Source organism: Brevibacillus sp. NPDC003359, from assembly GCF_042878995.1.
GTDB lineage: Bacteria > Bacillota > Bacilli > Brevibacillales > Brevibacillaceae > Brevibacillus.
Genome location: NZ_JBIAOR010000004.1, coordinates 344,388 through 366,667, shown reverse-complemented (window position 1 = coordinate 366,667; position 22,280 = coordinate 344,388). Strand labels below are relative to the sequence as shown.

Below are 22,280 nucleotides of genomic sequence, written 5' to 3'. Positions count from 1 at the left end.
AAGAAAATGACCCCTGATGAATTCAGGAGTCATTTGTTGGCTGCCTAACGCAGTGGCGCTTTTTTAAAATGTCTACAAAAGCGGTTACAGATCAATCGGGAAGATCGGCTCTTCTATTCAAAAAAATTACGCGTTCAGTTTGCCTTTAGCAACTGCTGCCAGTTCGTTGAACGCAGCTTTGTCGTTAACAGCCAAGTCAGCCAGCATTTTGCGGTTAACTTCGATGCCAGCAACTTTCAGGCCATGCATCAGACGGCTGTAGGACAGACCGTTCATGCGAGCTTGTGCGTTGATACGAGTGATCCACAGTTTGCGGAAATCACGTTTCTTTTGACGACGGTCGCGGTATGCATACAGCAGGGATTTCATTACCTGCGCATTAGCGGATTTAAACAGGCGATGTTTGGAACCGAAGTATCCTTTCGCCAGCTTCAGGATTTTCTTATGACGACGGCGTGTAACAATGCCACCTTTTACTCTTGGCATACTAAACTCCTCCTGGTCTTTCCAGCATGGCGGCCTACTGCTAGGCGCTTAGGGAGCTCATGCTGCGTAATGGTGTGTAATAAAGAATAACTTACAGGTAAGTGAGCATTTGCTCAATACGTTTTTGATCGCCTTTGGAAACGAGTGCAGCTTTGCGCAGGTGGCGCTTAGCTTTCGTCGATTTGTTAGCGAACAAGTGGCTACCAAACGCACGGTCGCGCTTCAATTGGCCGCTTCCAGTCTTTTTAAAACGTTTCGCAGCAGCCTTGTTGGTTTTCATTTTAGGCATCTGAAAAATCCTCCTGTCTAAACTACTATCTTACTGCTTTTCCGCTTTCGGAGCCAGAATCATGATCATGCTGCGGCCCTCGATCTTCGGTCTGCGCTCAGGCGCAGCGAGATCCTCACACTGGGCAGCTACACGTTCCATAACGCCTAGTCCAATTTCGGAGTGGGTGATTTCACGTCCACGGAAACGGATCGAGCACTTCACCTTGTGATGATCCTCCAAGAACTTGCGGACGTTGCGAAGCTTTGTTTGAAAATCGTGTTCCTCGATGTTAGAAGAAAAACGCACTTCTTTCAGCTCGATGATCTTCTGGTTCTTACGTGCTTCTTTTTCCTTTTTCGCCTGCTCGTACTTGAACTTTCCGTAGTCCATGATACGGCATACAGGCGGCTTGGCTGTTGGAGCAACGTTTACCAAATCCAGTTCGGCTTCCTGGGCAATGCGCAACGCTTCCCTAAAGGGTACGACTCCCAATTGGCTCCCGTCAGCACCGATTAATCGGACTTCACGGGCACGGATCGCTTCGTTAATTAACATTTGATCCTTGCTAATACTTTCCACCTCCGTCAATTTCGAGAAGGAACAAAAATGTGCGAACGCAATCTGCGCCCGCACATATCTCACCTAAGCAATTTCATCAGATCCGAGGATCTTTGCGTAAGAGTTACCTGTCAACAGTCGTATACGACGTCGACCCAGGTGAGAAGCTGTGCGCCTCTGCTTGTTCTCGAAGTATGAAGTGTTTATACACGCAATTTATATTACAAGGTAGCTTGGGTTTTGTCAAGGCTAATACCTAATTATCCCCCGATATGGGACATTTCGACCTTTTCGCGCTTGGCGAGACTAGGCGTTTCATTGAGTCTTTCCTCTGAGTAGCGCACGTCACGCCGCTCCCAGATCGCATGTATCAGCTCGCGAATCTCCTCATCCGTGCGTCCATCGCGGACCGGTTCGCGCAAATCATCTCCGGAGGAAGCGAACAGACAGTTGTACAATTTCCCTTCTGCCGACAGGCGAGCTCGCGTACAAGTGGAGCAAAAAGCTTGGGTCACCGATGAGATCAATCCGATCTCCTGGTCCGATCCCTCATAGCGATAGCGAGAAGCCACCTCTCCATAGTAATTCGCTTCGGTCGCTACCAACGGCATCTCTTCATGGATCATGCGCACAATTTCACGGGAAGGTACGACTTGATCTAGCCGCCATCCGTTACTGTTCCCCACATCCATGAATTCAATAAATCGAAGGGTGTGTCCTTGCTCACGGAAGTACCGTGCCATCGGCAAAATATCTTGATCATTGACTCCGCGCTGTACCACCATATTGATCTTAATCAGCAGCCCGGCATCTGCCGCTATGCGAATCCCTTCCAGCACGGCATCGACCTGATAGCCTCTTCCATTCAACATCCCAAAGCGCTCATTATCCAAGCTGTCCAGGCTGATCGTGACCCGATCCAGACCTGCTTCTTTTAGTGCATGAGCATGGCGGGACAACAGAGAACCGTTTGTCGTCATCGCAATATCTTGAACGCCTTCCACTTCACGTATCATTCGAATCAGCTCAGGCAAATTTCTGCGCATTAATGGCTCTCCGCCGGTAATGCGGATTTTCCCAACCCCAAGCGAAGTAAAGATCTGGGTCAAACGGGTAATCTCCTCAAAAGTCAGCAACTTGCTTTGCGGCAAAAACTCAAAATCCGGTCCAAAAATTTCGGCAGGCATGCAATAACGGCAACGAAAATTACATTTATCAGTGACGGATATTCGTAAATCTCGGAGAGGACGATTCCGTAAATCAAGCACTTTTTCTGGCATAGATGTTCACTCTCCTTATATCTATATGACGACTTTTCCCCTTCATCTTAATAATACCGCATTTCGACTTAGTACCAGTCTATTATCATAAATCGAAATAGCCAAATTTTCAAACGCGAACAGCATATTGCCTCATAGATGAGACTACTTTGCAAAAAAAAGAGTACGAATTCCACCCGAAATTCGTACTCTTTCCGTTCTGCATCCTTAAATCTTAAATTTAGTGATCATTCTTTCCAGTTCGCGAGCCATTTGATTCAAGGATTCAAATGAAACGGAAAACTCTTCCATAGTGGCCAATTGTTCTTTCGAGGAAGCAGCCAGATTTTCAGCATTGCGCGCTGAAATCCTTGCAATTTGAGCAGTCTCGTCCACAGATGCTGCGACTTGTTCCGATCCGGCGGACATCTGCTCAGAGACAGCAGATACCTCCTGAATTTGATCGGTTATCTGTCGAATTTCTTGTAAGATGCGTTGGAAGGCTTCTCCTGACTCCAATACCGTAGACAGTCCACCCTGAACATTTTGATTGACAGAATCCATCGAATTGACCGCCTTGGTCGTATCTGTTTGGATCTCCTGAATGAGATTGGCGATTTGTCGAGCTGACTCATCAGATTGTTCAGCGAGCTTTCTCACTTCATCTGCTACGACAGCAAAACCTCGTCCATGCTCTCCCGCTCGGGCAGCTTCAATGGCTGCGTTGAGAGCAAGCAGATTCGTTTGGGAAGCAATTCCCGTAATCACATCAATGATTTGCACAATTTCTTTGGATCGCTCACCCAATTGCTTCACTACATATACAGAATGTTCCACAGAGCCACGGATGGAGTCCATTTGCTGGATAGCTTTTTGGATGGATTGGTTTCCTAGCTGCGCTTCATCCGCCGTAGATGTAGATGATTCCGAGATGATGGAGGTTGTTTCCGCCACGCGTTGGATGCCGATTGACATTTCTTCCATAGCTCTTGCGGACTCTTCCGTACCTCTGAGCTGATTTTGCGCCCCGCTTGCTACTTCTTGTATGGTAGTTGATATCTTGTTAGCAGTATCTACATTGTCCGCCAATCGAACCGATACGTTGTCTGATGAAGTAGAAAGGGTGTTAACCGCTTTTTGGACTTCCTGAATGAGTCCTTGGATGGATACTCGCATCACCTGAATGCTCTGACCAAGCATGCCGATTTCGTCTTTTCTTGCCAAAAGGTTTTTGGGCAATTCACTGGTAAAGTCACCACGGCCGATCTGCGCAATCTGGTCAACGATGGCAAGCAATGGCTTGGTGAATTTGTGCGAGAAAAGAACGGAAGCGACAGCCGCAAGTAAGGCAAATAAAATGCTTAATGCTCCGATGATGAAACCGATTTGATTGGCTTCAGCAGATAGCTCATCTTTTTCAATAAACGAAATATATTTCCAGCCGGTCTTGTCTGAAGTAAAGACGTTAGCCAAATACTCGGTATCATTCATCGTGACCTCAAAGCTGCTTGAGGTATTCTCTGCGATAGCGGCTAGTTCAGGAATTTGTGTATCTTTCAGGTTTTTCGAATTGAGCTCGGGGTTCTTCGGATTAGCCAAAATCGTTCCGTCTTTGCCAACCAGCATGAGATAACCCGTTTTCCCGATCTTAATGTCTTTCATAATGTCGGTTAACCCTTTTAAACTCACGTCCAGTCCAACTACGCCCAGTGGTTCACCCTTGTCATCCTTGAGCATCGTCACGTTACTGATCACGATACTGTTGTCGCCCAAATAAAGATAAGGATCTGTCGTGATCACTTTTCCGGGATTACCCATTGGCGTTTTGTACCAATCTCTTGTACGCGGATCGTAATTCGGAATGACATCATCTGTAGGCCACTGGATGTATCCTCCGTATTTGGTCGCCAAATAGATAAATGCCGTATTAGGATGAGAATCGACAAAGCGCAGAAAATCTTGAAAAATGGCAGCCTCTACGCCACCGTTTTGCAGTGGTGTATGCTTGGTTTTGGTTGGTTTGTCCATATACGACGTGATGGTGTTATCTGCACTTTTTAGTAAAGGACTGCCTGCTATCAGGTTTACGTTTTCTCGAATCGAGTCGAAATGCAAGTTAATCGCATTGTCTACTTGGGCCACTTCTTTTGTCGTGGATTCAATAAAATAGGTCCGGATTCGCTCCTTCATATTGACATATACAAATGAGCTAATCACTCCAATCGGGATTAAAATAATGGCAAGAAATGCTGCTATCAGTCTTTGCTTGATGCTTACCCGCATACGTATCCCCCGCAGTTTTTTCTTGATGAAATATGTATAATTACCCTACATCCTTTTCCCCTTCTTTTTTCCAAGTAAACGTATCAAAATGAAAAAACCGCCCCGAAACATCAGGGCGGCTCTACTTATATGCACAGAGTTTACTTCATTTCATTGATTTCAGCGCGGATTTTATCTACAAACGCATCCACTGTCATTGCGCCTTCATCGCCCACTCCGCGTTTGCGGACGGACAGTGTACCGTCAGCCACCTCTTTTTCACCGATGACCAGCATGTACGGGATTTTTTCAACTTGTGCTTCACGGATTTTGTAGCCGATTTTTTCATTGCGGCCATCCAACTCCACGCGAATGCCAGCTTGTTGCAGTTTTTCTCTTACTTGTTCTGCATATGGCATGTGCACTTCGCTGATGTTCATGATGCGTGCTTGGATTGGAGTCAGCCAAATCGGGAATGCACCTGCGTAGTGCTCGATCAGGATACCAATGAAGCGCTCCATGGAGCCGTACATCGCACGGTGCAAGACAACTGGACGATGCTTCTCGTTGTCTTGACCGACATAAGTCAGGTCGAATTTCTCAGGCATTTGGAAGTCAAGCTGGATCGTTCCGCATTGGTGACGGCGTTTCAGCGCATCGGTGATTTGGAAGTCGATCTTCGGTCCGTAGAACGCACCGTCTCCGTCTTTGATTTCATATGCCATACCGAGCTCATCCAGCACTGTTTTCAGAGAGTTTTCTGCTGCTTCCCACAGCTCATCAGAGCCCATGGAATCTTCAGGACGAGTGGACAGAGCCACACTGTATTCAAAGCCAAATACCTTGTAGATGCTGTCGATCAAAGTGATCATGCCTTTGATTTCGCTCGCAATCTGATCAGGACGGACAAATACGTGCGCGTCATCCTGGCAGAAGGTGCGCACCCGCAGCATCCCGTTCAAAGCACCGGAGTATTCATGGCGGTGAACTTGCCCGAACTCGGAGTAACGGATTGGCAGATCGCGGTAGGAATGCATCTCGTTTTTATAGATCAGCATGTGACCTGGGCAGTTCATTGGTTTCAAGGCATAAGTCGCGTTATCTACTTCAGAGAAATACATGTTCTCTTTGTAGTGATCCCAGTGACCAGATTCTTTCCAGAGACGCTCGTTCATGAGGAAAGGAGAGCGCACTTCTGTGTATTGTGCCAATTGTTGCAAACGGCGAGAGAATTGCTCCAGCTCGTTGCGAACAGTGAAGCCTTTTGGCAGGTAGAACGGCATACCTGGTGCTTCCTCGGAGAACATGAACAGTCCCAGTTCTTTACCCACTTTGCGGTGGTCGCGCTTTTTCGCTTCTTCGATGAAGTGCAGATATTCATCCATGTCTGCTTTTTTCGGCCAAGCTGTACCGTATACGCGTTGCAGAACTTGGTTTTCTGCTTTTCCGCGCCAGTATGCACCTGCCACGCTCATCAGCTTGAACGCTTTGATAAAGCCAGTTGACGGCAAGTGCGGACCACGACAGAGGTCGAAAAATTCGCCTTGCTCATACATCGTGATTGTCGCATCCTCTGGCAGGTCGCGAATCAATTCCAGCTTCAGATGATCGTTCAGTTCTTCAAAAATCGCAGTTGCTTCTGCACGGCTTACCACTTTACGGCGGATCGGCAGGTCTTCCTTCACGATTTTTTCCATTTCGGCTTCGATTTTGCCCAAATCCTCTGGAGTGAGGGAAACCGGAATATCCATGTCGTAGTAGAAGCCATCTTCAATCACAGGACCGATACCGAACTTCACTTCAGCGCCGTAAATGCGCTTAACAGCTTGAGCGAGCAAGTGAGCAGTACTATGGCGGTATACTTCCACCCCGTCAGCAGAATCGAGAGTGACGATTTCAATCGTTGCGTCATCTTCCAGAGCTGTGTAGAGATCGACAACTTTGCCGTCTTTTTTACCAGCTACTGCTTTTTTCTTCAGGCTAGAGCTAATAGAGCCTGCGATGTCTTCGATGGTAATCCCAGCGTCGTATTGACGTACGGCTCCATCTGGGAAAGTAACATTAATTTGTGCCACTGAGGATTCTTCCTTCCTGTATCTTGTTTTTGTTAGAGAAAATAAAAAAACACTCATCCCAAAAAAGGGACGAGTGTGTTCTCGCGGTACCACCCTACTTCAAGTCTGCTCATGATCAAACAGACTCCTCATTCCAATGTAACGGCATCTAACCGGCATACCGATAATAAAAGCCTACGCTTTGTTCCCGGTAGCTACTCGAAGGTGGTAGATCCATATGAGATGCGCAGCGAGCTTCCAGCCGTGACTCGCCTCTCTAAAGCGTCCTCGATACAGTCCATGTCCTTCTCATCGTATTTATAAGCGCTGTAAAGTTGTTGTTGCTATTATAGTTTAGACGGATTATTCCCGTCAAGTACGCGTCGCTCGGATAGGCAAAGCGAACAAGAGTGACAAGTAACGAGCCGGCTGTCAAAAATACTGCGGATCGTCTGTGCGAGTCCAGGCTTTTCCGAAGCCATATGGAGCACGATACTCTCAGGAGCCAGTGTAACCAAAGCACTGACCAAATAATCCTCGTCCCTGCATTTTTGTTCGTCCATGCTCAGAACCGTATCCAGCTGATCAAGCCAAAGACGATCCCCTTTTTTATCATAAAGATGGAAAGGTTTGTCCACACTAGGAACGACATGAACGACTTCCTGCTTGGTTTCCTGTACAGCGATGAAATAGCGCAGCAGCTCGACAAACTCTTGGTATTGCTTGTCTTCCAGATATTCATCAATGCCAGTTTCCACGAGTTCGAACAGCTCGTTCCAATGCTCCTGCAGTCGAAACCGGACGAAGCCCAAGACGTTGATCGTTCTCTCCCACTCCAAATAGGTGAAAACTTTGCGATATACGTTTGCCTTGCGTGTCGTAGCGGTCAACAGTTCCCTGCCATCTAGCTCGACTTCTTGGCACATGCGTTGAATATAAGGAAAAATCTCCGCCCACTCGGTTTCCATCTGTTCTGCAGCGAGTAAATCGGCGGCCATTTCTTCCATGATTTTCGGTTCCTTCACCTGAATGACCCATTCGGCTAAAGTAAGAGCAACGAAGGCCCTCGCCCACTCTATGGTCTGCGCGTCATACTCAGTCTCGCACCAGCTCTGAAAGTAGAACAAGAGGTATCCATTCTCTCCTTGCTCCCTGTATGTAATGCGCACCGGTGCAGTGTTGACCCGCTCCGTCATCTCATTTACGATAGCCCGATACGTGTCACAATGCTCAGGGACATTCTCCAGCAATACGCGAAACGTCTGCATAACCATCCCCCCAACCGCCATTGTAGTTACAGTATATGTCCCGTCAGGAGCGATATACTTTTAAACGGTTGGAAACTCAGGGAAGGTTGCAGGTAAAACCTTCCTGATTGAAAATCAAAAACGCTTCCCTGCCGATTTCCCTTTGTGAGGAGGGGTGCAGAGAAGCGTTTTTGAGTTGATTAGTTTTGCATCACAAAATCACGTTCTGCCATCTCGCCGTCTTTGAAAACGTGCAGGGTGTCATACTGTGTGTTGCGCTGTGCAGGGATTTTGCCTGCGCCGCGAATGAGTTCCAAAATTTGGTTTGTATTGACCTTGTACGTACATGCCGCTGCGGAAACAACGTTTTCTTCCATCATCGTTTGGCCAAAATCGTTCGCTCCGTAAGAGAGAGAAAGCTGACCATAATGCGGGCCCATCGTTACCCAGGAAGATTGGAAGTTTTTGATATTATCCAGCATAAGGCGGCTGATTGCCAGTGTTTTCAAGTATTCCTCTGGCGTGTTGTTGACTGCCTTCATATTGGTGTTGTCCGGTTGGAATGTCCAGACGATGAACGCTTTGAATCCGCCTGTCTCATCTTGAGCATCACGAATGCGCAGAAGGGACAGTACTCGTTCCTCCATCTCTTCCCCAAAACCAATTACCATGGTAGCAGTACCAGGCAAGCCTGCACGGTGTGCGGCTTTTTGAGTATCAATCCATTCTGTCCAAGAGCCCTTCAAACGGGAAATCTTCCGACGTGTACGATCATCGAGGATTTCGCCACCCGCTCCCGGCAAAGAATCGAGACCCGCTGCCTTCAGCTCTTTCAGCACTTCCTCGACAGACATGTTGGAAACCTCCGCGATTTTCATCACTTCTGCTACAGACAGAGAGTGCATCGTAATCTGCGGGAAGCGCTGCTTAATCGCGCGCAAGAGGTCGGTGTAATAATCCAGCTTCAGATCCGGATTGGTACCGCCTTGCATCAAGATTTCTGTACCGCCTACATCAACGGTCTCCTGAATTTTTTGGAAAATCGTTTCTCTGGGGAGAACGTAACCTTCAGAAGAGCCTGGGCGACTGTAAAAGGCACAGAAACGGCAATACGTGTCACATACGTTCGTGTAATTGACGTTGCGGCTAATAACAAAAGTCGCAATCGGTTCTGGATGATGCTTTTGCATGACCAGATTGGCGTAATGTCCGATCTTTTCGATTTCATTGCTCGCAAACAAAGCCAGACCGTCTTCGAGACCCAGTCGTTCACCAGCGAGAGCACGTTCCAATATAGAATCGATCATAAGGATCACTCCTTGTACCATACGTAAATTCCATCCCAAATCATAACACAATACCGGGACATCGGCTATAGCCCGAGGTGCTGGCAGATTCGGTGTAAGACGCGAAAAAACCCTGCATGAGACAGGGCTTGGGCTCGCGATTATTCTTTATTGTTCTTCATATCCGATCTGTTCGTATACTTCTGGCTCCCAGTAAATCACAGTTTGCGCTAGTGGCAAATTCGTCTCGCGCGCTCCATTCGGTTGGCCATTGAAATAGATGATTTCCGTAACGGATACCCGATCACCACGTACGTCAATTTCCCCTGATAATTGCAAGTTAGTCCCATTTGGTGCATAGAAAACGACTTTTCCCGAACCCAATGTTTTCATTGGTTCCTCCCATGATGTTTGTCCTGTTTCCCTTCATTTTAGTGGATAATCTTTCCGAGCGTCAATGAAAAACAAGGACTTAATTACCAATATTTGACCTAGAATAAGCTCATCGGACCACTTACTTTGAAACCGTCTGTGTCACATGATTATGATTCCGATTAAAATATGCCTTCGATTGTTTGTTGTGGGTCACAACTAAAAGAAGGGCTACATATACCAGTGCAATCAAGAAAGTTCCATTGCTTATATCTAGTAAAATCGCCAAACTTATGATGACAATAGACGACTTGAAAAATCTCATCTGTATGAAGAGAAACAATAAAGTCGTGATGATTAGTGGAAGCATGAATCTTCCTTGCATTCTTCCTAACACATAGCTTTGATCTAACATATCTTCTGGCATATTCACCACGCTGAAAACCATTTTACTGGCCCAGTGACTCAAATTCATCGGGTCCGCCTGTGAAACTATAAAATAGAGTCCCCCTAACACGATGACTTGCAACAGCATAAAGCCTTGAATGACTTTGATAGATAATGGCATTTTCATTGAATAGATATCCCTTTCGTAATGACATGGATGGAGAACTACCCTAATAATCGGGATTTTTTGGAAGTGAATTGATGGGCCAATCGTCCTATTTCCCTATTTTCCCTCTCGACATCAAACTTCAGTTGTGGTCTTTCCTTGGACAAAGAGGCATAGGATAGCTACAATAGAAAAAACCTTGTAAGGAGATGCTCATGCTCGAACATATCACACAGCTATTCATGCAATATGGGATGTGGGGACTCGCTGCCATGGCATTTTTGGACTCATTTATTAGTCCGATTCCTCCGTTTTTTATGCAAATTGCGATGAGTCTGCTCGATCCGGGCTCAGCGATTCAGTTTGCGACAGTGGCCTTTACTGCTTCCGTCCTCGGCGCTCCCATTGGATTTTTGTTGGGGAGATGGCTGGGAAAACCACTTTTGCACAAGATTCTCCCTGAAAAATGGGTTATCGTAGCGACGGAAAAATTCGCAAAAAACGGGGATGCTGCCGTACTAATCGGAGCTTTTACCCCCATCCCTTTCAAGGTATTTACTGTGCTCAGTGGCGTATTCAATTACTCGCTGACCAAGCTTATGTTTTATGCGATCATCGGGCGGGGATTGAAGTTTTATTTGATTGGCACCTTGTTTTATTTTTACGGAAAACACGCCAAGGTTCTAATCGATGATTACTTTGAGATCACGTTGCTGGCAATCGCAACAGTCGTTGCTGCGATCTGGTTTATTTGGAACCTGCGTCGCAAGCGGTATGCGTAAAAATCAAAAGCGCCCTAGCCACCTCAACAAGTGGTCTTTGGGCGCTTTTTGATTATCGGGTTGGAACAATAGCGGACTGTTGGGCCCACTCTTCTACACTGACAGGCTGATACTCGACCAGTTGGGTAAAGAACTGTACATCCAGCAAAGAATCAGCTTGAATTCCCCGCTTTTCTTGAAGATGGAAGTGCTTTTCGGCATACAGCTTTGCCAAAATGTATTTGCGAGCATTACCTTCTCGCGTCACCTGATCCTCTGCTTCACTGACGATGCACGATAAGGTGTACAAATCTATCATATGGTCCGCTAGCGTTTTTAATTTGTACGTCAAATAATCGTGGTTCTGTTGCATGAGATAGGCGATATTTTCCTCCAGGATAGCCAATTCTGTCCGAATCAACTCGGCGTATGGCTGTGAAAAGGCATGCTTCCAGCCAGTTATGCGCTCCCGAAGCAATCGGCTAAACACCTCGTAGCTGTTTTCTTTTTGCATCACACGCAAAATATCGAGTGCAAGTATGTTCGAGGTGCCTTCCCATACGGTCAAAACTTGCGCATCACGCAACAGACGTGGCGTCACATATTCCTCGATATAGCCGTTACCGCCATGAATTTCAATAGCGGTATGGGTCGATTCGACAGCCTCTTCCCCTGTACGGTATTTCAGCAACGGAATCAGCAGGCGAGCAAGTGCGTTATCCTCTTTGCTAGCCGAATGAGACTGCAAACGATCGTAGACAGCAATCATATCAAACACCGCACCCGTGCTGACCTCCGTATCCAATAAGAGGCTGACCAGCATTTCTTTTACCATCGGATACTGATCGATCGGATTCCCGAATGCACGACGTTGCTCGGCATAATACCTCGCTTCATAAAAAGCTCGACGCATGATCCCAATCGAAGCAATCGCGTTGCAAATGCGAGAGAGGTTCAGGGCTTCTGCCATGTACTTGAAGCCGTTCTGGGGTTCCCCGATCAAATAGCCCTCTGCTCCGTTTAACAGGATCTCGGCCGATGGTACGGCGTTGACCCCCAGCTTATCTTTCAGGCGGCGGACTTGGATATGATTGCGTTCGTTGTCCGGCTTCATCCACGGCACCAAAAACAGTCCGAGCCCTTTTGTCCCCGGTTTCTCTTCATCGATTCTCGCCAAAACAGTCGCAACAAATGCCCCGGCATTGCTCGCAAAAAACTTTTCTCCTGTCAATCGGTACACACCCGGCCGACCTGCTACTGGCTCTGCTACAGTCAAATTCGCACCGACATCCGAGCCACCCTGTCTCTCCGTCAACCAAGTAGCTCCCTCATACAATCGAGTGCGATCGCGAGAGGTCAGTCCTGTCAGGTACTGCTCCTTTTGTTCTTCGCTGCCATAGCGATCAATTAAATAAGCGGCTGACATAGACAAAGTGACGGGACAATAGAAGCCCGGCTCAGACTGACTCACAAGATAGCCCATGAAAAAGGAATAGCTGTATGGCGCTTTTCTCCCCAACTCAGGAATGTCTTGATACAAGTAGCTGACGATGCCTGCTCCGTAAACCTCCGCTACCGTTTCCCTGTAGCCTTCATTGGTAATGATCTCGGAAATATCCTCGCCCAGCCGATTGTACTTGCGCAATCTCGGCTTGCCTTCTCTGTCTGTATGCGCGGCACGCTCATCGATGGGTCCTGCTACTTGGGCGCCTAGCCAGCTTAATTGCTGTCTGGCCCATTCATGCATGGAAGCAGGGAGATAACGTTCCAGCAAGTAATGGAGGTTGGGATCTGCTTTGAAAAAGTTTTGCGCTTGTGGCTCGCGCGGATGCGGGATGTTATCGCTGTACGTTCGCTGATCGATCCTCGTTTGCAAATCACTCATCGCAGTTCCACTTCCTTTTGGGAACTGACATCACGCAATACATGCTTCAGGACCTTTCCGCTCGTGTTCCGCGGCAGTGCAGGAACGATATTCACTTGTCGTGGGAGCTTGTAATCGGCGAGATGACTGCGTAAAAAGCCTTGGATTTCCTCTAGCCAATCTCGATTGGTATCGACTCCTGGTTTCAGCACCACATAGGCCGTAACCGTTTCTCCCCATTCAGGATGCGGCAAACCTACAACAGCTACTTCGCCAATCACCGGATTCCGCTCTAACAACTGCTCGATTTCCTTCGGGTAGACGTTTACTCCACCTGTAATCATCACGTCTTTTTTGCGGTCAATCATCCACAGAAATCCATCCTCATCCACGCGTGCGATATCCCCTGTGTACACCCAACCATCGCGTATGGTTTCTGCCGTAGCCTCTGGATTGTTGTAGTATCCTTTCATTGTCCCTTCCCCGCGCAAGCGAATTTCGCCCGCTTCGCCAATGGAGCATCGCTCTCCTCGCTCGTCTACGACCTCCATTTCGGCGAACAATACACCACGATTGCCAATACTGCCGATTTTGTCCGGATGTTCTCGGTGCAAGAGGCACATTCCGGTCGGCCCTGCCTCCGTCAAGCCGTAGACGCACGCCAGTTTATCGCGTCCATAAGCGCCTTCCATGAGCGAAGCCATCTCTTTGGACAACGGAGCTCCTCCATACATCCAATATTCGATGGACGACAAATCGTACGCCGCAAACTCTGGATGCTTCATCGTCAGCAAATACGCAACGGGCGCTCCAAAGAAATGCGTAATCCGATGCTGCTGTACCAGATCCAAAAGAAGCTGTGGCGAAAAGGTAAGGGCCATTACCTGGGTAGCGCCAAGCATGAGCCCTGCAATGAAAAAGAGATGGAGCGGAGCCGAATGACTCAGCGGCATCAAATGCAAAATTCGTGAACGTTGTCTCATCGCCAATTCAATCGACATCATTTTCGCGACAGTCAATAAGCTTCTATGTGTATAAAGCACCCCTTTAGGGCGTCCAGTTGTGCCAGATGTATACAGGATGCTGACCTCGCTATCTTCGTTCATGTTCGCCAAATACGACGTTAAAGAAAGCGCATTCATTTTATCAAAAGACACTTCATTGGCATCCCAGTCAGCGATACCATGCCAATTCCCTTGGCTCGCACCTGTTTTGATTGCCACCAGCTGTGAGGTTTGCAGGACCCATTCATTCACGATAGGCACGAGGGCATCATGAACAAGAAGTGCTTTTGCTCCGGCATGTTCACATATATGTCGTACTTCTTCTTGTGAGGAGCGTGCATTGATCGGTACGACGAGGGCTCCACTGCGTATGACAGCGACGTAAAAAATGGCAAACTCCGGGCAATTGGGCATTAGCATGACAACCCGATCCCCTTGCTCGATGCCAAGCTCTCGCAAATAGCAAGCCCACTGGGTAGAGCGTATGTCCCACTGGGAAAAGCTGACCTCTACATCTCCCGCAACCAGCGCGGACTTGTCAGGATATTTCCTTCCGTTTGCTGCGAGCAGAGCTGATACGTTCATCGTTTCTCCTCCTCATTTTCTTCAAGCAATTTTTGTTCAAAGTTTTGCTTGTAGACGAGAATGTCTTCTCTCAGATGTCGGAGTTCCATGATTTTCTCGTCGATCTCAGCCAGCTTTTGGTTGCCGTACTCAATGGTTCGCAAAAGCTGCGCACGACCTGTACGGTCCTCTCCGAACAGCTCAATCATCTCGCGAATCTGATCCAACGAAAATCCGAATCGCTTCCCTCGCAGAATGAGTCGCAGCCTGGCACGGTCCTTGCGGCTGTAGTGCCTACTTCCCTTCTCTGTCCGACTGGGGGTAATCAAGCCGAGCTCCTCGTAGTACCGAATCGTTCTGGTGCTGACATCCAATTGTTGAGCAAGATCAGAGATGGTCCACGATTCTTCCTTCTGTATTCCTTCTCCGCTCATGTAAAGCGCCCCTCACTTACATTTATAAAATTCGAAATTTACCGAATAAAACGATTGTAACTTCCGTTTACGTAAACGTCAACTTGATGAAAAATTTATCGGGCCAATCACCAATCTATTATTCGCCCATATATTGTTATTGTGATTTTTGTGGGAGGAGGTGAAGCAATGGCCGTCATCAAAACGAACTCCAGCGATGTAGATATGCTTGCAAGACTGATTCGCGCAGAGGCTGAGGGCGAAGGTGAGTTGGGTATGTTGATGGTTGGCAACGTTGGGGTAAATCGGATTCTGGGCAACTGCCTTGACTTCAAAAACATTCGCAGCATGCGTGACATGGTCTATCAATCCCCGGGAGGATTCGAAGCGATCCAGAAGCCGTATTTCTATCAACGGGCCAGGGAAAAGGACAGACGACTGGCACAGCGCGCAATCAATGGAGAGAAAACCCGCCCTGCGAGCAACGCATTGTGGTTCTACCGTCCTGCCGGAAACTGTCCTGCTACCTGGTGGGATCAACAAAACTCCGGTCGCTATAAGGCACACTGCTTCTTCATTCCAACACCAGCAGATTGTCCACGCGTCTATTAGAAGAATTAGATAGATAAAGGAGCGAGTTCATCATGAGTCAACAAATGCCTTACACTGGTTACCCTCAACAATACGGCTACGACATGTACCCATCTGCACAGTATCCATACGGCATGCCTCAGCAACAGCAACAGCAACAACAGCAGATGATTCAGCAGCAGCAACCTCAACTGGTTCCGATGCAACCAAGCGGAGCCTGGATTCCGGGAACACCCATTACTCCTGGGCAAGTAATGGAAGAATCGTACATCGAAAACATCCTTCGCCTGAATCGAGGCAAAGTCATTACGGTGTACCAAACGTTTGAAAACAACAGTCAATGGAACGCAAAAATTTTCCGTGGCGTCCTCGAGACGGCTGGCCGAGACCACATTATTCTTAGCGATCCGCAAACAGGCAAGCGCTATTTGCTCCTCATGGTCAACACCGATTACATCACCGCGGACGAAGAGTTGAATTACATCCCTCCTCAGCTTCCAACAGGCGTGCGGTAAGCCACCAAGCACAAAAAGACAGTTTCCGAAGGGCTATCCCCGGGGAGAACTGTCTTTTTGACGTATATACAATTCCATGCTATTAATGAGGTAGATACGCGACCGCTTTGCAAAGGATGAGGAAGAGTGGCATTTGGGATTACACGAGACGAACTAAACCGCTGGAAGCAAGCCGTTAGTCGAGGCGAATTGGCATTTCTCACCCACTACTGGCTGGACCCCCGGTTTCCCGGGATCAAAACCGTTACAAAAGTAGGATGTGCCAATTATTCGTTACTGACAGACTGGTGCCTTGCCAACGGACTCGATCCTGTCTACATTCATAACCGTGCACCTTTCCCGCATTTTGATTTACTTGGCGAAAAACAAATCCAGATTTTGCAAAAGGAAGGCTTGTGGGATCACTTGGAGCGCTTCCGCATGCTGGATGCAAGACGAGACTAGGACGGATCTTTTTGTACGTGATAGCCTCGATCACCATATGGCGCCAGCTTTTTCATCCATTTATCTTCGAGTTTTTCTAGTGCATCCTTCACATCAAAATACGGATGGTCTTTCTTCTCAACTTTCTCTAATACTTCGATTTCAAAAGCGTCCGAACCGTATTTATCCCAGTCTTTTTGCAACTCACGATTAGGATGCGAACCATGCTGAAGCATAAACTTTCTACCGTTGATCGTTCTTAGGTTATTCGTGCTGGCGATGAAAACTTTGTCATTTTGCTTGTTCTGAATTTGATAAACACCTGCATCGATTTCTACTTCCTTGTACATCTGCTTGAGCTCTTGCTTGCGATCCATCTGTTGCGCCTCCCGTTCCTCTCCTTCATTTTCCACAGCGATCCGCCAATATTGACTGCCGTCAGCCTGTCTATCCATCAAACCAACATCGACTAAATATCTCCGCAAGGTCACATAATCGTCGTAGAGACCTTCCAAAATCTCATTCACTTCCCGCTCGGTGTAGAAACGATCAAGCTCAAATTTTTTGGAAATCTCTTCGAGTAGGATGAGTTTATGCTTTTGCTTGCGCGGGAAGCTCTCCAATCGACCTGATAATCCTTTCGGCAAGAATCTCTTCACGATTGCAGCATACTCCGCGGCATCGCCATCTTTCGGGGAATTCTTTTGCTTGCTTGATTTGGTATCATTGGCCGATTGATTTTTATCCGCTTCATGCAACAACTCCATCATGACCAGGAACACCTTGGCCTGACGTTCTTTTTCCTTGAGTGCAAAGCGGTGATTACGGATCGTGGATGCACTGCCGATTCCCATTTCATTTTGAACCTCGACGTCTGTCTTGCCCTCGTAAAAGAGGCGAAGCAAGTTAACCTGATGATCAGACAAGCCCGTCAATCTTTTATCCAACTGGCTCAAGTGAGTAAAGACAGAACCGTGCGCAGCCTCGATGTGATGGCGCATAAAGCGGGACGCTTCGTACAGGAAAACCTCCACTGGATAAATAATCCCTTTCTCCACCTGTTCACCACAGAGCAAACACATAAAATGTTCGTCTTGTTCGATGTAACCCTGCTTCCATTCTTGAAGGGAAGCGCTCCAAAATGCTTCATGAAGACCCATATATAAACACAGCCTTTATTCGTTTGATTTATTATAGATAATTTATCATTTCGTTTGTTTTATGTCAAACAAAAAAGCTCCCTGTTGTGTATTCGCACAACAGAAAGCCTTTTTGTCTATGCCTCACTGGCTCGCATCGCAAGAGTTGCTTGAGCCAACTCTTTTAAAAATGCCAGGCGATCACCTTTATAGAAACGACCTTCTGTTGCTGTCCGTTTCTGCCGATAGCGGATCGCCAAGCGGTTTACCAAGCGATTAATCTCCAGATGTTGTTCCTCTTCCATCGTAAACCGTACAGCGTATTCGTAATAGTCCGTTTCCCACGGAATCGTGCGAACTACGTGGCCGTACATTTTCAGAGCCTCTCCGCACAATTCCGTCGCAAACTGCAGAACGAGCTGGTCATTAGCTGGCATTTTGAGATGAGAGAGAAAACGAAGTCCACCTGCTCCGATATCTTCAATCAATACCTGCGTGCTCCCAATCTCCATGGTTTTCCCTTTGACCAGCACAATGGTCATGTCTGCACAGAGGGCGTATTCTAGACGTAAGCGAAAAAATTCACGTTGATGCCCCTCTGATCTACCTGGCATTGTTTTCTCCTTCTTTCTCTTCTTATAATGGATGACACACAAAAGAAAGAGCGCCTGTCATCTTGGCGCCTTTCTTTTTATTTTTTGGGCTTTCGGTATCTCATCTCCCGCTCTTTTACCTGAAAGCGATTCCATAATTCTCTCTCATCATGTGTGATGGAATCATGTTTTTTCAGCCGGAAGAGGAGTCTGACGACCACCCAAACAATCAAAAGAAACGCAAAAAAGATAACCAGTGTAAGAAAGATCATATAACCTGCCTCCTCCCATTTACTAACAACATATGGGAGGAAGCAAAATAAGATAACCATTTGTGTCAAAAACGTGACAAACCTCTTTTTTAGAAGGTAGTCACACTTCGCGGCTTCTCGGGAGCAGCAAATAGCCTATCCAAAATGGGAAGCTTTTCTGGGACATCCAACTCCAATTGACCGTACTGATACAGCTTGCGAGCAGTTACTACTCCCATCACGAGCGAAGAAAAATCCGAAATATCTAGCTGTACCGAAACATCAGGCTCCACTGTCTCCCCTAGTTCCGGGCGTCCATCGACAAACCTGATGAGCCATGTTCCTTCGTTCTCAGGCAGAAACGAATCGCGGATCGTCAGCCTCACATTTACCGTTTCCGAACCAAAATGGTGATGCGACAGCTGACGGAAAAACCCCGGCACATCAATGATCCGATACATCAGCCCGACTCCAGATACATGGCTTTCATGATAAATGCTCCACAACAGCGAATCCGTTCCATTGCCCGGATCAGAGAGCAACAAGTGAAAATCCTCGTCCGGCGTCGTGAGCTCGATCCGTTGAATCTGATCAGCCTGGCTGCGCAGGAAAGAGAGCAATTGCGCAAGTGCTTCGCGGCTCTCATACAGAAGCTCTCTCACTTCGATGTTGTTGAAGATTTTGTTTTTTTCATGTGCGCTCTGGAACTGGAAAGCGAGATAGCCGCCGAGCCTCCCTTCCTTTTTGTAGCCGACGGTAATTATTTCAGGAGCATCGAGGAGTCTGTCCCAGTCTCGATCTGTTCGCTTGATCATGCCGTGCACTTGACTGGCGATGCGATGATAGCAAGCAGACAGTTCTTCCTTGTCCTCTTTTCCTATATAGACGATTTTGTCCTTGCCTACATACGGCAGGCTGGACGGCTTGAACTTGTATTGGTGAACCTTGGTCCCTATTCCAAAGCCCATTTGCTTGTAAAAATCAACGCGAAACGGATAGAGAGAAACCAGCGCGATTCCCCGCTCCCGATAGCTGGAAAGAAAACCTCGCAGCATCGACATGGCCACTTTTTCCTTTTTATGCAAAAGGTCTACGGCGACCATCCCAATCCCGCCAGTCAAAAGCGGTGTACCGTGGACATTCATGGGAAAATCGTACCATTTCATAATCCCCACTAGCTGCCCATCACGGTAGCATCCGTGGTAACTCACGTGTGGGTCATTTTCGATCGTCTCCCTTACACGTTCGGCAAATCGCTGTCTGCTCTCGGCACCCAGAAGATTGCTTCCAGGATAGCTCATCGCTGCAATCCTAACGACCTCATCGATATCGTCAATTGAAACCGGGCGAATCTTCACCATTGTCTCCTGTCTCCTGTCTCCTGTCTGCAAGAATTTGGGCATCTAGGAAAATAGTATCGATGAATGTAACAACTGGCAATATGAAGTTTGTATTTTTTGGAAATTTGTAACTAATTATTGAAAAACGCCCGCACTCGGCGGACGTCTTCGAATTTAGTGTGTCTGTTTGACTCGGTTTCCTTTTGCAATCACAAGGGTCAAGACAAAGCTGGCTATTGCAAGCACAAAAGTACCTGTGAAGACCACATGAACACCGCTAGCCAATAAGTCTCGGATCTGTGCCAGCTGTGCCAAAGGGATCGATCCGTGTTCAAAAGACGCGCCTAAATTCGTATGACCACTTGCTACAGTCACCATATTGAACAACATTCCGAATATGGCTGCCCCGAAGGTTTGGCTGAATGTACCCGTGAATGTATTGAGGGCAACCGCAGTCCCCCTCTTGTCGACTGCAACGGACGATTGAATTTTTACCATGATAATCGGGGAAATGAGCCCCATTCCCAAACCAATCAAGCCTACAGCCACATAAATGAGGTATCCCGCTGACTGAGCGGACAAAATCGTCAACAATGTTGTCGCTACAGTCAAAACGGCTGTCCCTGCGATAAACAACTGTTCAGCGCGCAGCTTGCCTAACAAGTTCCCGGCAAGGATAGCGCCGATCGTCCAACAAACCGGCATCGGTGTAAGGACAAAGCCAGCCATTGTCGCGCTTTCTCCCATGACTCCCTGGCTCCATATCGGCAAATAAACCACCATGCTGATTACAATTCCGTTGGTCAAGAGTGTCAACAAATTGATCATGGTCACGTTTCGATTGGTAAAAAGCGAAAGCGGAATCAGCGGTTCAGGCGATTTCTTCTCCACTGATACAAACAGCAGATAAGTCACCAAAGCAAATACGATCAAGGAAATCGTCACCGGACTGCTCCAGGATTGATTCTGGCTACCTGTTAACAACGCATATAGCAAGGCAATGGTCCCGATCGAAAAAATAAGCGCGCCTGGATAATCGATATGGCGCTTTTCTTTGACAGCGAGCTTTTCCTTGTACAAAAAGACGAGCATGAAAAACGATACGAGACCAAAAGGCAAGTTAAGAAAAAAGATATAACGCCACGTCAGTGTATCGACCAAAAATCCTCCGACCAGCGGACCTGCCACACCGGAAAGTCCCCATACAGCGCTAATCCAGCCCTGCGCTTTTGCTCTAGCAGTCTGCTCGGTGTACAAATCGCCGATGATTGTCATTGTGATCGGCATGACTGACCCTGCACCCAAGCCTTGGATGGCACGGAAAATAATGAGCTGCCACATCGACGTCGCCACTCCACAGAGCGTAGAACCTAACAAAAAGATGCCTATCCCGATTAACAAAACGTTTTTTCGGCCAAATAAATCAGCCAGCTTGCCGTAAATGGGGGCAGATACGGCAGTGGCAAGCATGTAGATAGCGTATACCCAGCTCACCTGCTCAAAGCCTGCCAAATCACTCGTAATGCGTGGTACCGCTGTACTCACAATCGTTCCTTCCATCGCAGCAAGGAATGTCGAGAGCATTAGTGCAATCATAATCTGTAGTCTCATCTCGATCTCCTCTCTCTATCTACGCATGATCGCGAACAGCGAAAAAGCATTGTCTAGTATATCACATGAGAGAACATATTTTCGCCAATCTTTCTCGACCAACGAAAAACCTCGTCTTGTCGATGACAAGCGAGGCATTGTTTTTTTCGATCAGGGTTATCGATTGGCTGCACGCAGTTTCACTGCTGCAAACACCTGCTGGTAATAATGCACTTCATGCGGGACAAAGTCAGCTTTGGCCGCGATCATCGCTGTATCTTTTTGCTCACCATTTTCCGTTAGCAAAAATCCATTCACCGTCATCTGCCCGAGCTCGCCCGCAAACAACTGCTCTAGCTCATGCAGCCTGACCCAAAACAGCCCCGTGACTTCTTCTTCCTGTAAACGGTATTCGCGCAATGGTTGATCGCATTCATACAAAAATGTATGGCACATTTCCTTATCAATAATAGAGGGGGCAACCATTACATCACGAATCACGCCTAGCTTGTCCAGTTCCTCAAAGCTCACGGACAACCCCAGCTCCTCCTCCAATTCCCGCACGCCGTCACATGGCTGTTCCGAAGCTAGAAGATGACCGGCAGAGGTAATGTCGAGCAAATTCGGACAAGTATCCTTTTGTGGATGTCTTTTTTGGAACAACAATTCGATCTGTTCATCTCCTACACGATAAATCCAGCAATGAAAGGTTTGGTGCCACAGCCCCAAGCGGTGTACTTCGCTACGCGCTTCTACTCCGATGTGCTGTCCTGCTTCGTCAAATATGTCTAGCTGCTCTTCCTGCATGTTTTCCACCCCATGACTTGTCTCTTGGGCATTTCTTTTCCCAGAATTACATTCCCGGTCCAGAACGTGAATTCCTC

Annotated in this window: 23 protein-coding genes and 1 other annotated feature; of the genes, 4 read left to right on the top strand and 19 right to left on the bottom strand. The window is 47.5% G+C overall.

The window, feature by feature from the left end:
• Positions 1-126: 126 nt before the first annotated feature.
• The 10 genes from rplT to ACFYU8_RS15680 form a co-directional block, all read right to left on the bottom strand.
• Positions 127-486, bottom strand: coding sequence for a 50S ribosomal protein L20 (gene rplT, locus ACFYU8_RS15725; RefSeq protein ID WP_327948543.1), 360 nt, complete (start codon positions 484-486; stop codon positions 127-129).
• A 91-nt stretch (positions 487-577) separates the two neighbouring features.
• On the bottom strand, positions 578-775 hold the full coding sequence (gene rpmI, locus ACFYU8_RS15720; protein ID WP_012685334.1) for a 50S ribosomal protein L35: 198 nt from the start codon (positions 773-775) through the stop codon (positions 578-580).
• Between the two features lie 30 nt (positions 776-805).
• The gene (gene infC / locus ACFYU8_RS15715) at positions 806-1,312 is read right to left on the bottom strand and encodes a translation initiation factor IF-3 (RefSeq protein WP_106841617.1); all 507 of its coding nucleotides are present in this window, start codon (positions 1,310-1,312) and stop codon (positions 806-808) included.
• Between the two features lie 263 nt (positions 1,313-1,575).
• A complete protein-coding gene (moaA, locus tag ACFYU8_RS15710; RefSeq protein WP_390299857.1) occupies positions 1,576-2,595 on the bottom strand; it encodes a GTP 3',8-cyclase MoaA in 1,020 nt (339 codons plus the stop codon).
• Positions 2,596-2,802: 207 nt separating this feature from the next.
• Positions 2,803-4,857: a methyl-accepting chemotaxis protein gene (locus tag ACFYU8_RS15705; RefSeq protein ID WP_390299860.1), complete on the bottom strand. Its 2,055-nt coding sequence runs from the start codon at positions 4,855-4,857 to the stop codon at positions 2,803-2,805.
• Between the two features lie 140 nt (positions 4,858-4,997).
• Entirely contained in the window at positions 4,998-6,911 is a 1,914-nt protein-coding gene (gene thrS / locus ACFYU8_RS15700) for a threonine--tRNA ligase (RefSeq protein WP_390299863.1), read from the bottom strand.
• A 62-nt stretch (positions 6,912-6,973) separates the two neighbouring features.
• Positions 6,974-7,212, bottom strand: a binding site (T-box leader).
• A gap of 25 nt (positions 7,213-7,237) precedes the next feature.
• Positions 7,238-8,158 carry a sporulation protein YtxC gene (ytxC, locus tag ACFYU8_RS15695; RefSeq protein WP_390299866.1) on the bottom strand — a complete coding sequence of 307 codons (921 nt, stop codon included), beginning with the start codon at positions 8,156-8,158 and terminating at the stop codon, positions 7,238-7,240.
• Between the two features lie 179 nt (positions 8,159-8,337).
• Positions 8,338-9,444 (bottom strand): cyclic dehypoxanthinyl futalosine synthase, encoded by a 1,107-nt coding sequence (mqnC, locus tag ACFYU8_RS15690; RefSeq protein WP_390299869.1) that lies wholly within the window; start codon positions 9,442-9,444, stop codon positions 8,338-8,340.
• A 147-nt stretch (positions 9,445-9,591) separates the two neighbouring features.
• Positions 9,592-9,816: a hypothetical protein gene (locus ACFYU8_RS15685; RefSeq protein ID WP_106841549.1), complete on the bottom strand. Its 225-nt coding sequence runs from the start codon at positions 9,814-9,816 to the stop codon at positions 9,592-9,594.
• Positions 9,817-9,937: 121 nt separating this feature from the next.
• Complete coding sequence (locus ACFYU8_RS15680; RefSeq protein WP_390299872.1) at positions 9,938-10,369, bottom strand: hypothetical protein; 432 nt, start codon at positions 10,367-10,369, stop codon at positions 9,938-9,940.
• Positions 10,370-10,563: 194 nt separating this feature from the next.
• On the opposite strand from ACFYU8_RS15680, the gene ACFYU8_RS15675 reads away from it, so the two are divergent.
• On the top strand, positions 10,564-11,130 hold the full coding sequence (locus tag ACFYU8_RS15675; RefSeq protein ID WP_390299875.1) for a YqaA family protein: 567 nt from the start codon (positions 10,564-10,566) through the stop codon (positions 11,128-11,130).
• Positions 11,131-11,182: 52 nt separating this feature from the next.
• Here the strand turns inward: ACFYU8_RS15675 and ACFYU8_RS15670 are convergent, their stop codons facing one another.
• Genes ACFYU8_RS15670 through ACFYU8_RS15660 form a run of 3 tightly spaced genes read right to left on the bottom strand, consistent with a single transcriptional unit; the run spans position 11,183 to position 14,975 of the window.
• Complete coding sequence (locus ACFYU8_RS15670; protein ID WP_390299878.1) at positions 11,183-12,994, bottom strand: acyl-CoA dehydrogenase family protein; 1,812 nt, start codon at positions 12,992-12,994, stop codon at positions 11,183-11,185.
• Positions 12,991-14,562 (bottom strand): class I adenylate-forming enzyme family protein, encoded by a 1,572-nt coding sequence (locus ACFYU8_RS15665; protein WP_390299881.1) that lies wholly within the window; start codon positions 14,560-14,562, stop codon positions 12,991-12,993. The genes ACFYU8_RS15670 and ACFYU8_RS15665 overlap by 4 nt, the downstream gene beginning before the upstream one ends.
• Positions 14,559-14,975 (bottom strand): MerR family transcriptional regulator, encoded by a 417-nt coding sequence (locus ACFYU8_RS15660; protein ID WP_390299884.1) that lies wholly within the window; start codon positions 14,973-14,975, stop codon positions 14,559-14,561. Before ACFYU8_RS15660 ends, ACFYU8_RS15665 begins: the two co-directional genes overlap by 4 nt.
• A 168-nt stretch (positions 14,976-15,143) precedes the next feature.
• Here ACFYU8_RS15660 and ACFYU8_RS15655 point away from each other — a divergent pair, with 168 nt between their 5' ends.
• The 3 genes from ACFYU8_RS15655 to ACFYU8_RS15645 all read left to right on the top strand — a co-directional run bounded on the left by ACFYU8_RS15655 (position 15,144) and on the right by ACFYU8_RS15645 (position 16,504).
• On the top strand, positions 15,144-15,566 hold the full coding sequence (locus tag ACFYU8_RS15655; RefSeq protein WP_390299887.1) for a cell wall hydrolase: 423 nt from the start codon (positions 15,144-15,146) through the stop codon (positions 15,564-15,566).
• A gap of 32 nt (positions 15,567-15,598) precedes the next feature.
• Positions 15,599-16,060, top strand: coding sequence for a spore coat protein GerQ (gerQ, locus tag ACFYU8_RS15650; protein ID WP_390299890.1), 462 nt, complete (start codon positions 15,599-15,601; stop codon positions 16,058-16,060).
• A gap of 126 nt (positions 16,061-16,186) precedes the next feature.
• Entirely contained in the window at positions 16,187-16,504 is a 318-nt protein-coding gene (locus ACFYU8_RS15645) for a hypothetical protein (protein WP_390299893.1), read from the top strand.
• On the opposite strand, the gene ACFYU8_RS15640 is transcribed toward ACFYU8_RS15645, so the two are convergent.
• The 6 genes from ACFYU8_RS15640 to ACFYU8_RS15615 all read right to left on the bottom strand — a co-directional run bounded on the left by ACFYU8_RS15640 (position 16,501) and on the right by ACFYU8_RS15615 (position 22,203).
• On the bottom strand, positions 16,501-17,643 hold the full coding sequence (locus ACFYU8_RS15640; RefSeq protein WP_390299896.1) for a DUF2087 domain-containing protein: 1,143 nt from the start codon (positions 17,641-17,643) through the stop codon (positions 16,501-16,503). The two genes, ACFYU8_RS15645 and ACFYU8_RS15640, sit on opposite strands and share 4 nt — an antisense overlap.
• Before the next feature lie 116 nt (positions 17,644-17,759).
• Positions 17,760-18,236, bottom strand: coding sequence for a PilZ domain-containing protein (locus tag ACFYU8_RS15635; protein ID WP_390299899.1), 477 nt, complete (start codon positions 18,234-18,236; stop codon positions 17,760-17,762).
• Positions 18,237-18,313: 77 nt separating this feature from the next.
• Positions 18,314-18,487: a hypothetical protein gene (locus ACFYU8_RS15630; RefSeq protein ID WP_167402508.1), complete on the bottom strand. Its 174-nt coding sequence runs from the start codon at positions 18,485-18,487 to the stop codon at positions 18,314-18,316.
• Between the two features lie 89 nt (positions 18,488-18,576).
• Positions 18,577-19,827, bottom strand: coding sequence for a GNAT family N-acetyltransferase (locus tag ACFYU8_RS15625; RefSeq protein WP_390299903.1), 1,251 nt, complete (start codon positions 19,825-19,827; stop codon positions 18,577-18,579).
• 153 nt (positions 19,828-19,980) lie between these two features.
• Entirely contained in the window at positions 19,981-21,417 is a 1,437-nt protein-coding gene (locus ACFYU8_RS15620; RefSeq protein ID WP_390299906.1) for an MDR family MFS transporter, read from the bottom strand.
• A 156-nt stretch (positions 21,418-21,573) separates the two neighbouring features.
• Positions 21,574-22,203, bottom strand: a complete 630-nt coding sequence (locus ACFYU8_RS15615; RefSeq protein ID WP_390299909.1) for an NUDIX hydrolase — start codon at positions 22,201-22,203, stop codon at positions 21,574-21,576.
• Positions 22,204-22,280: the final 77 nt, after the last annotated feature.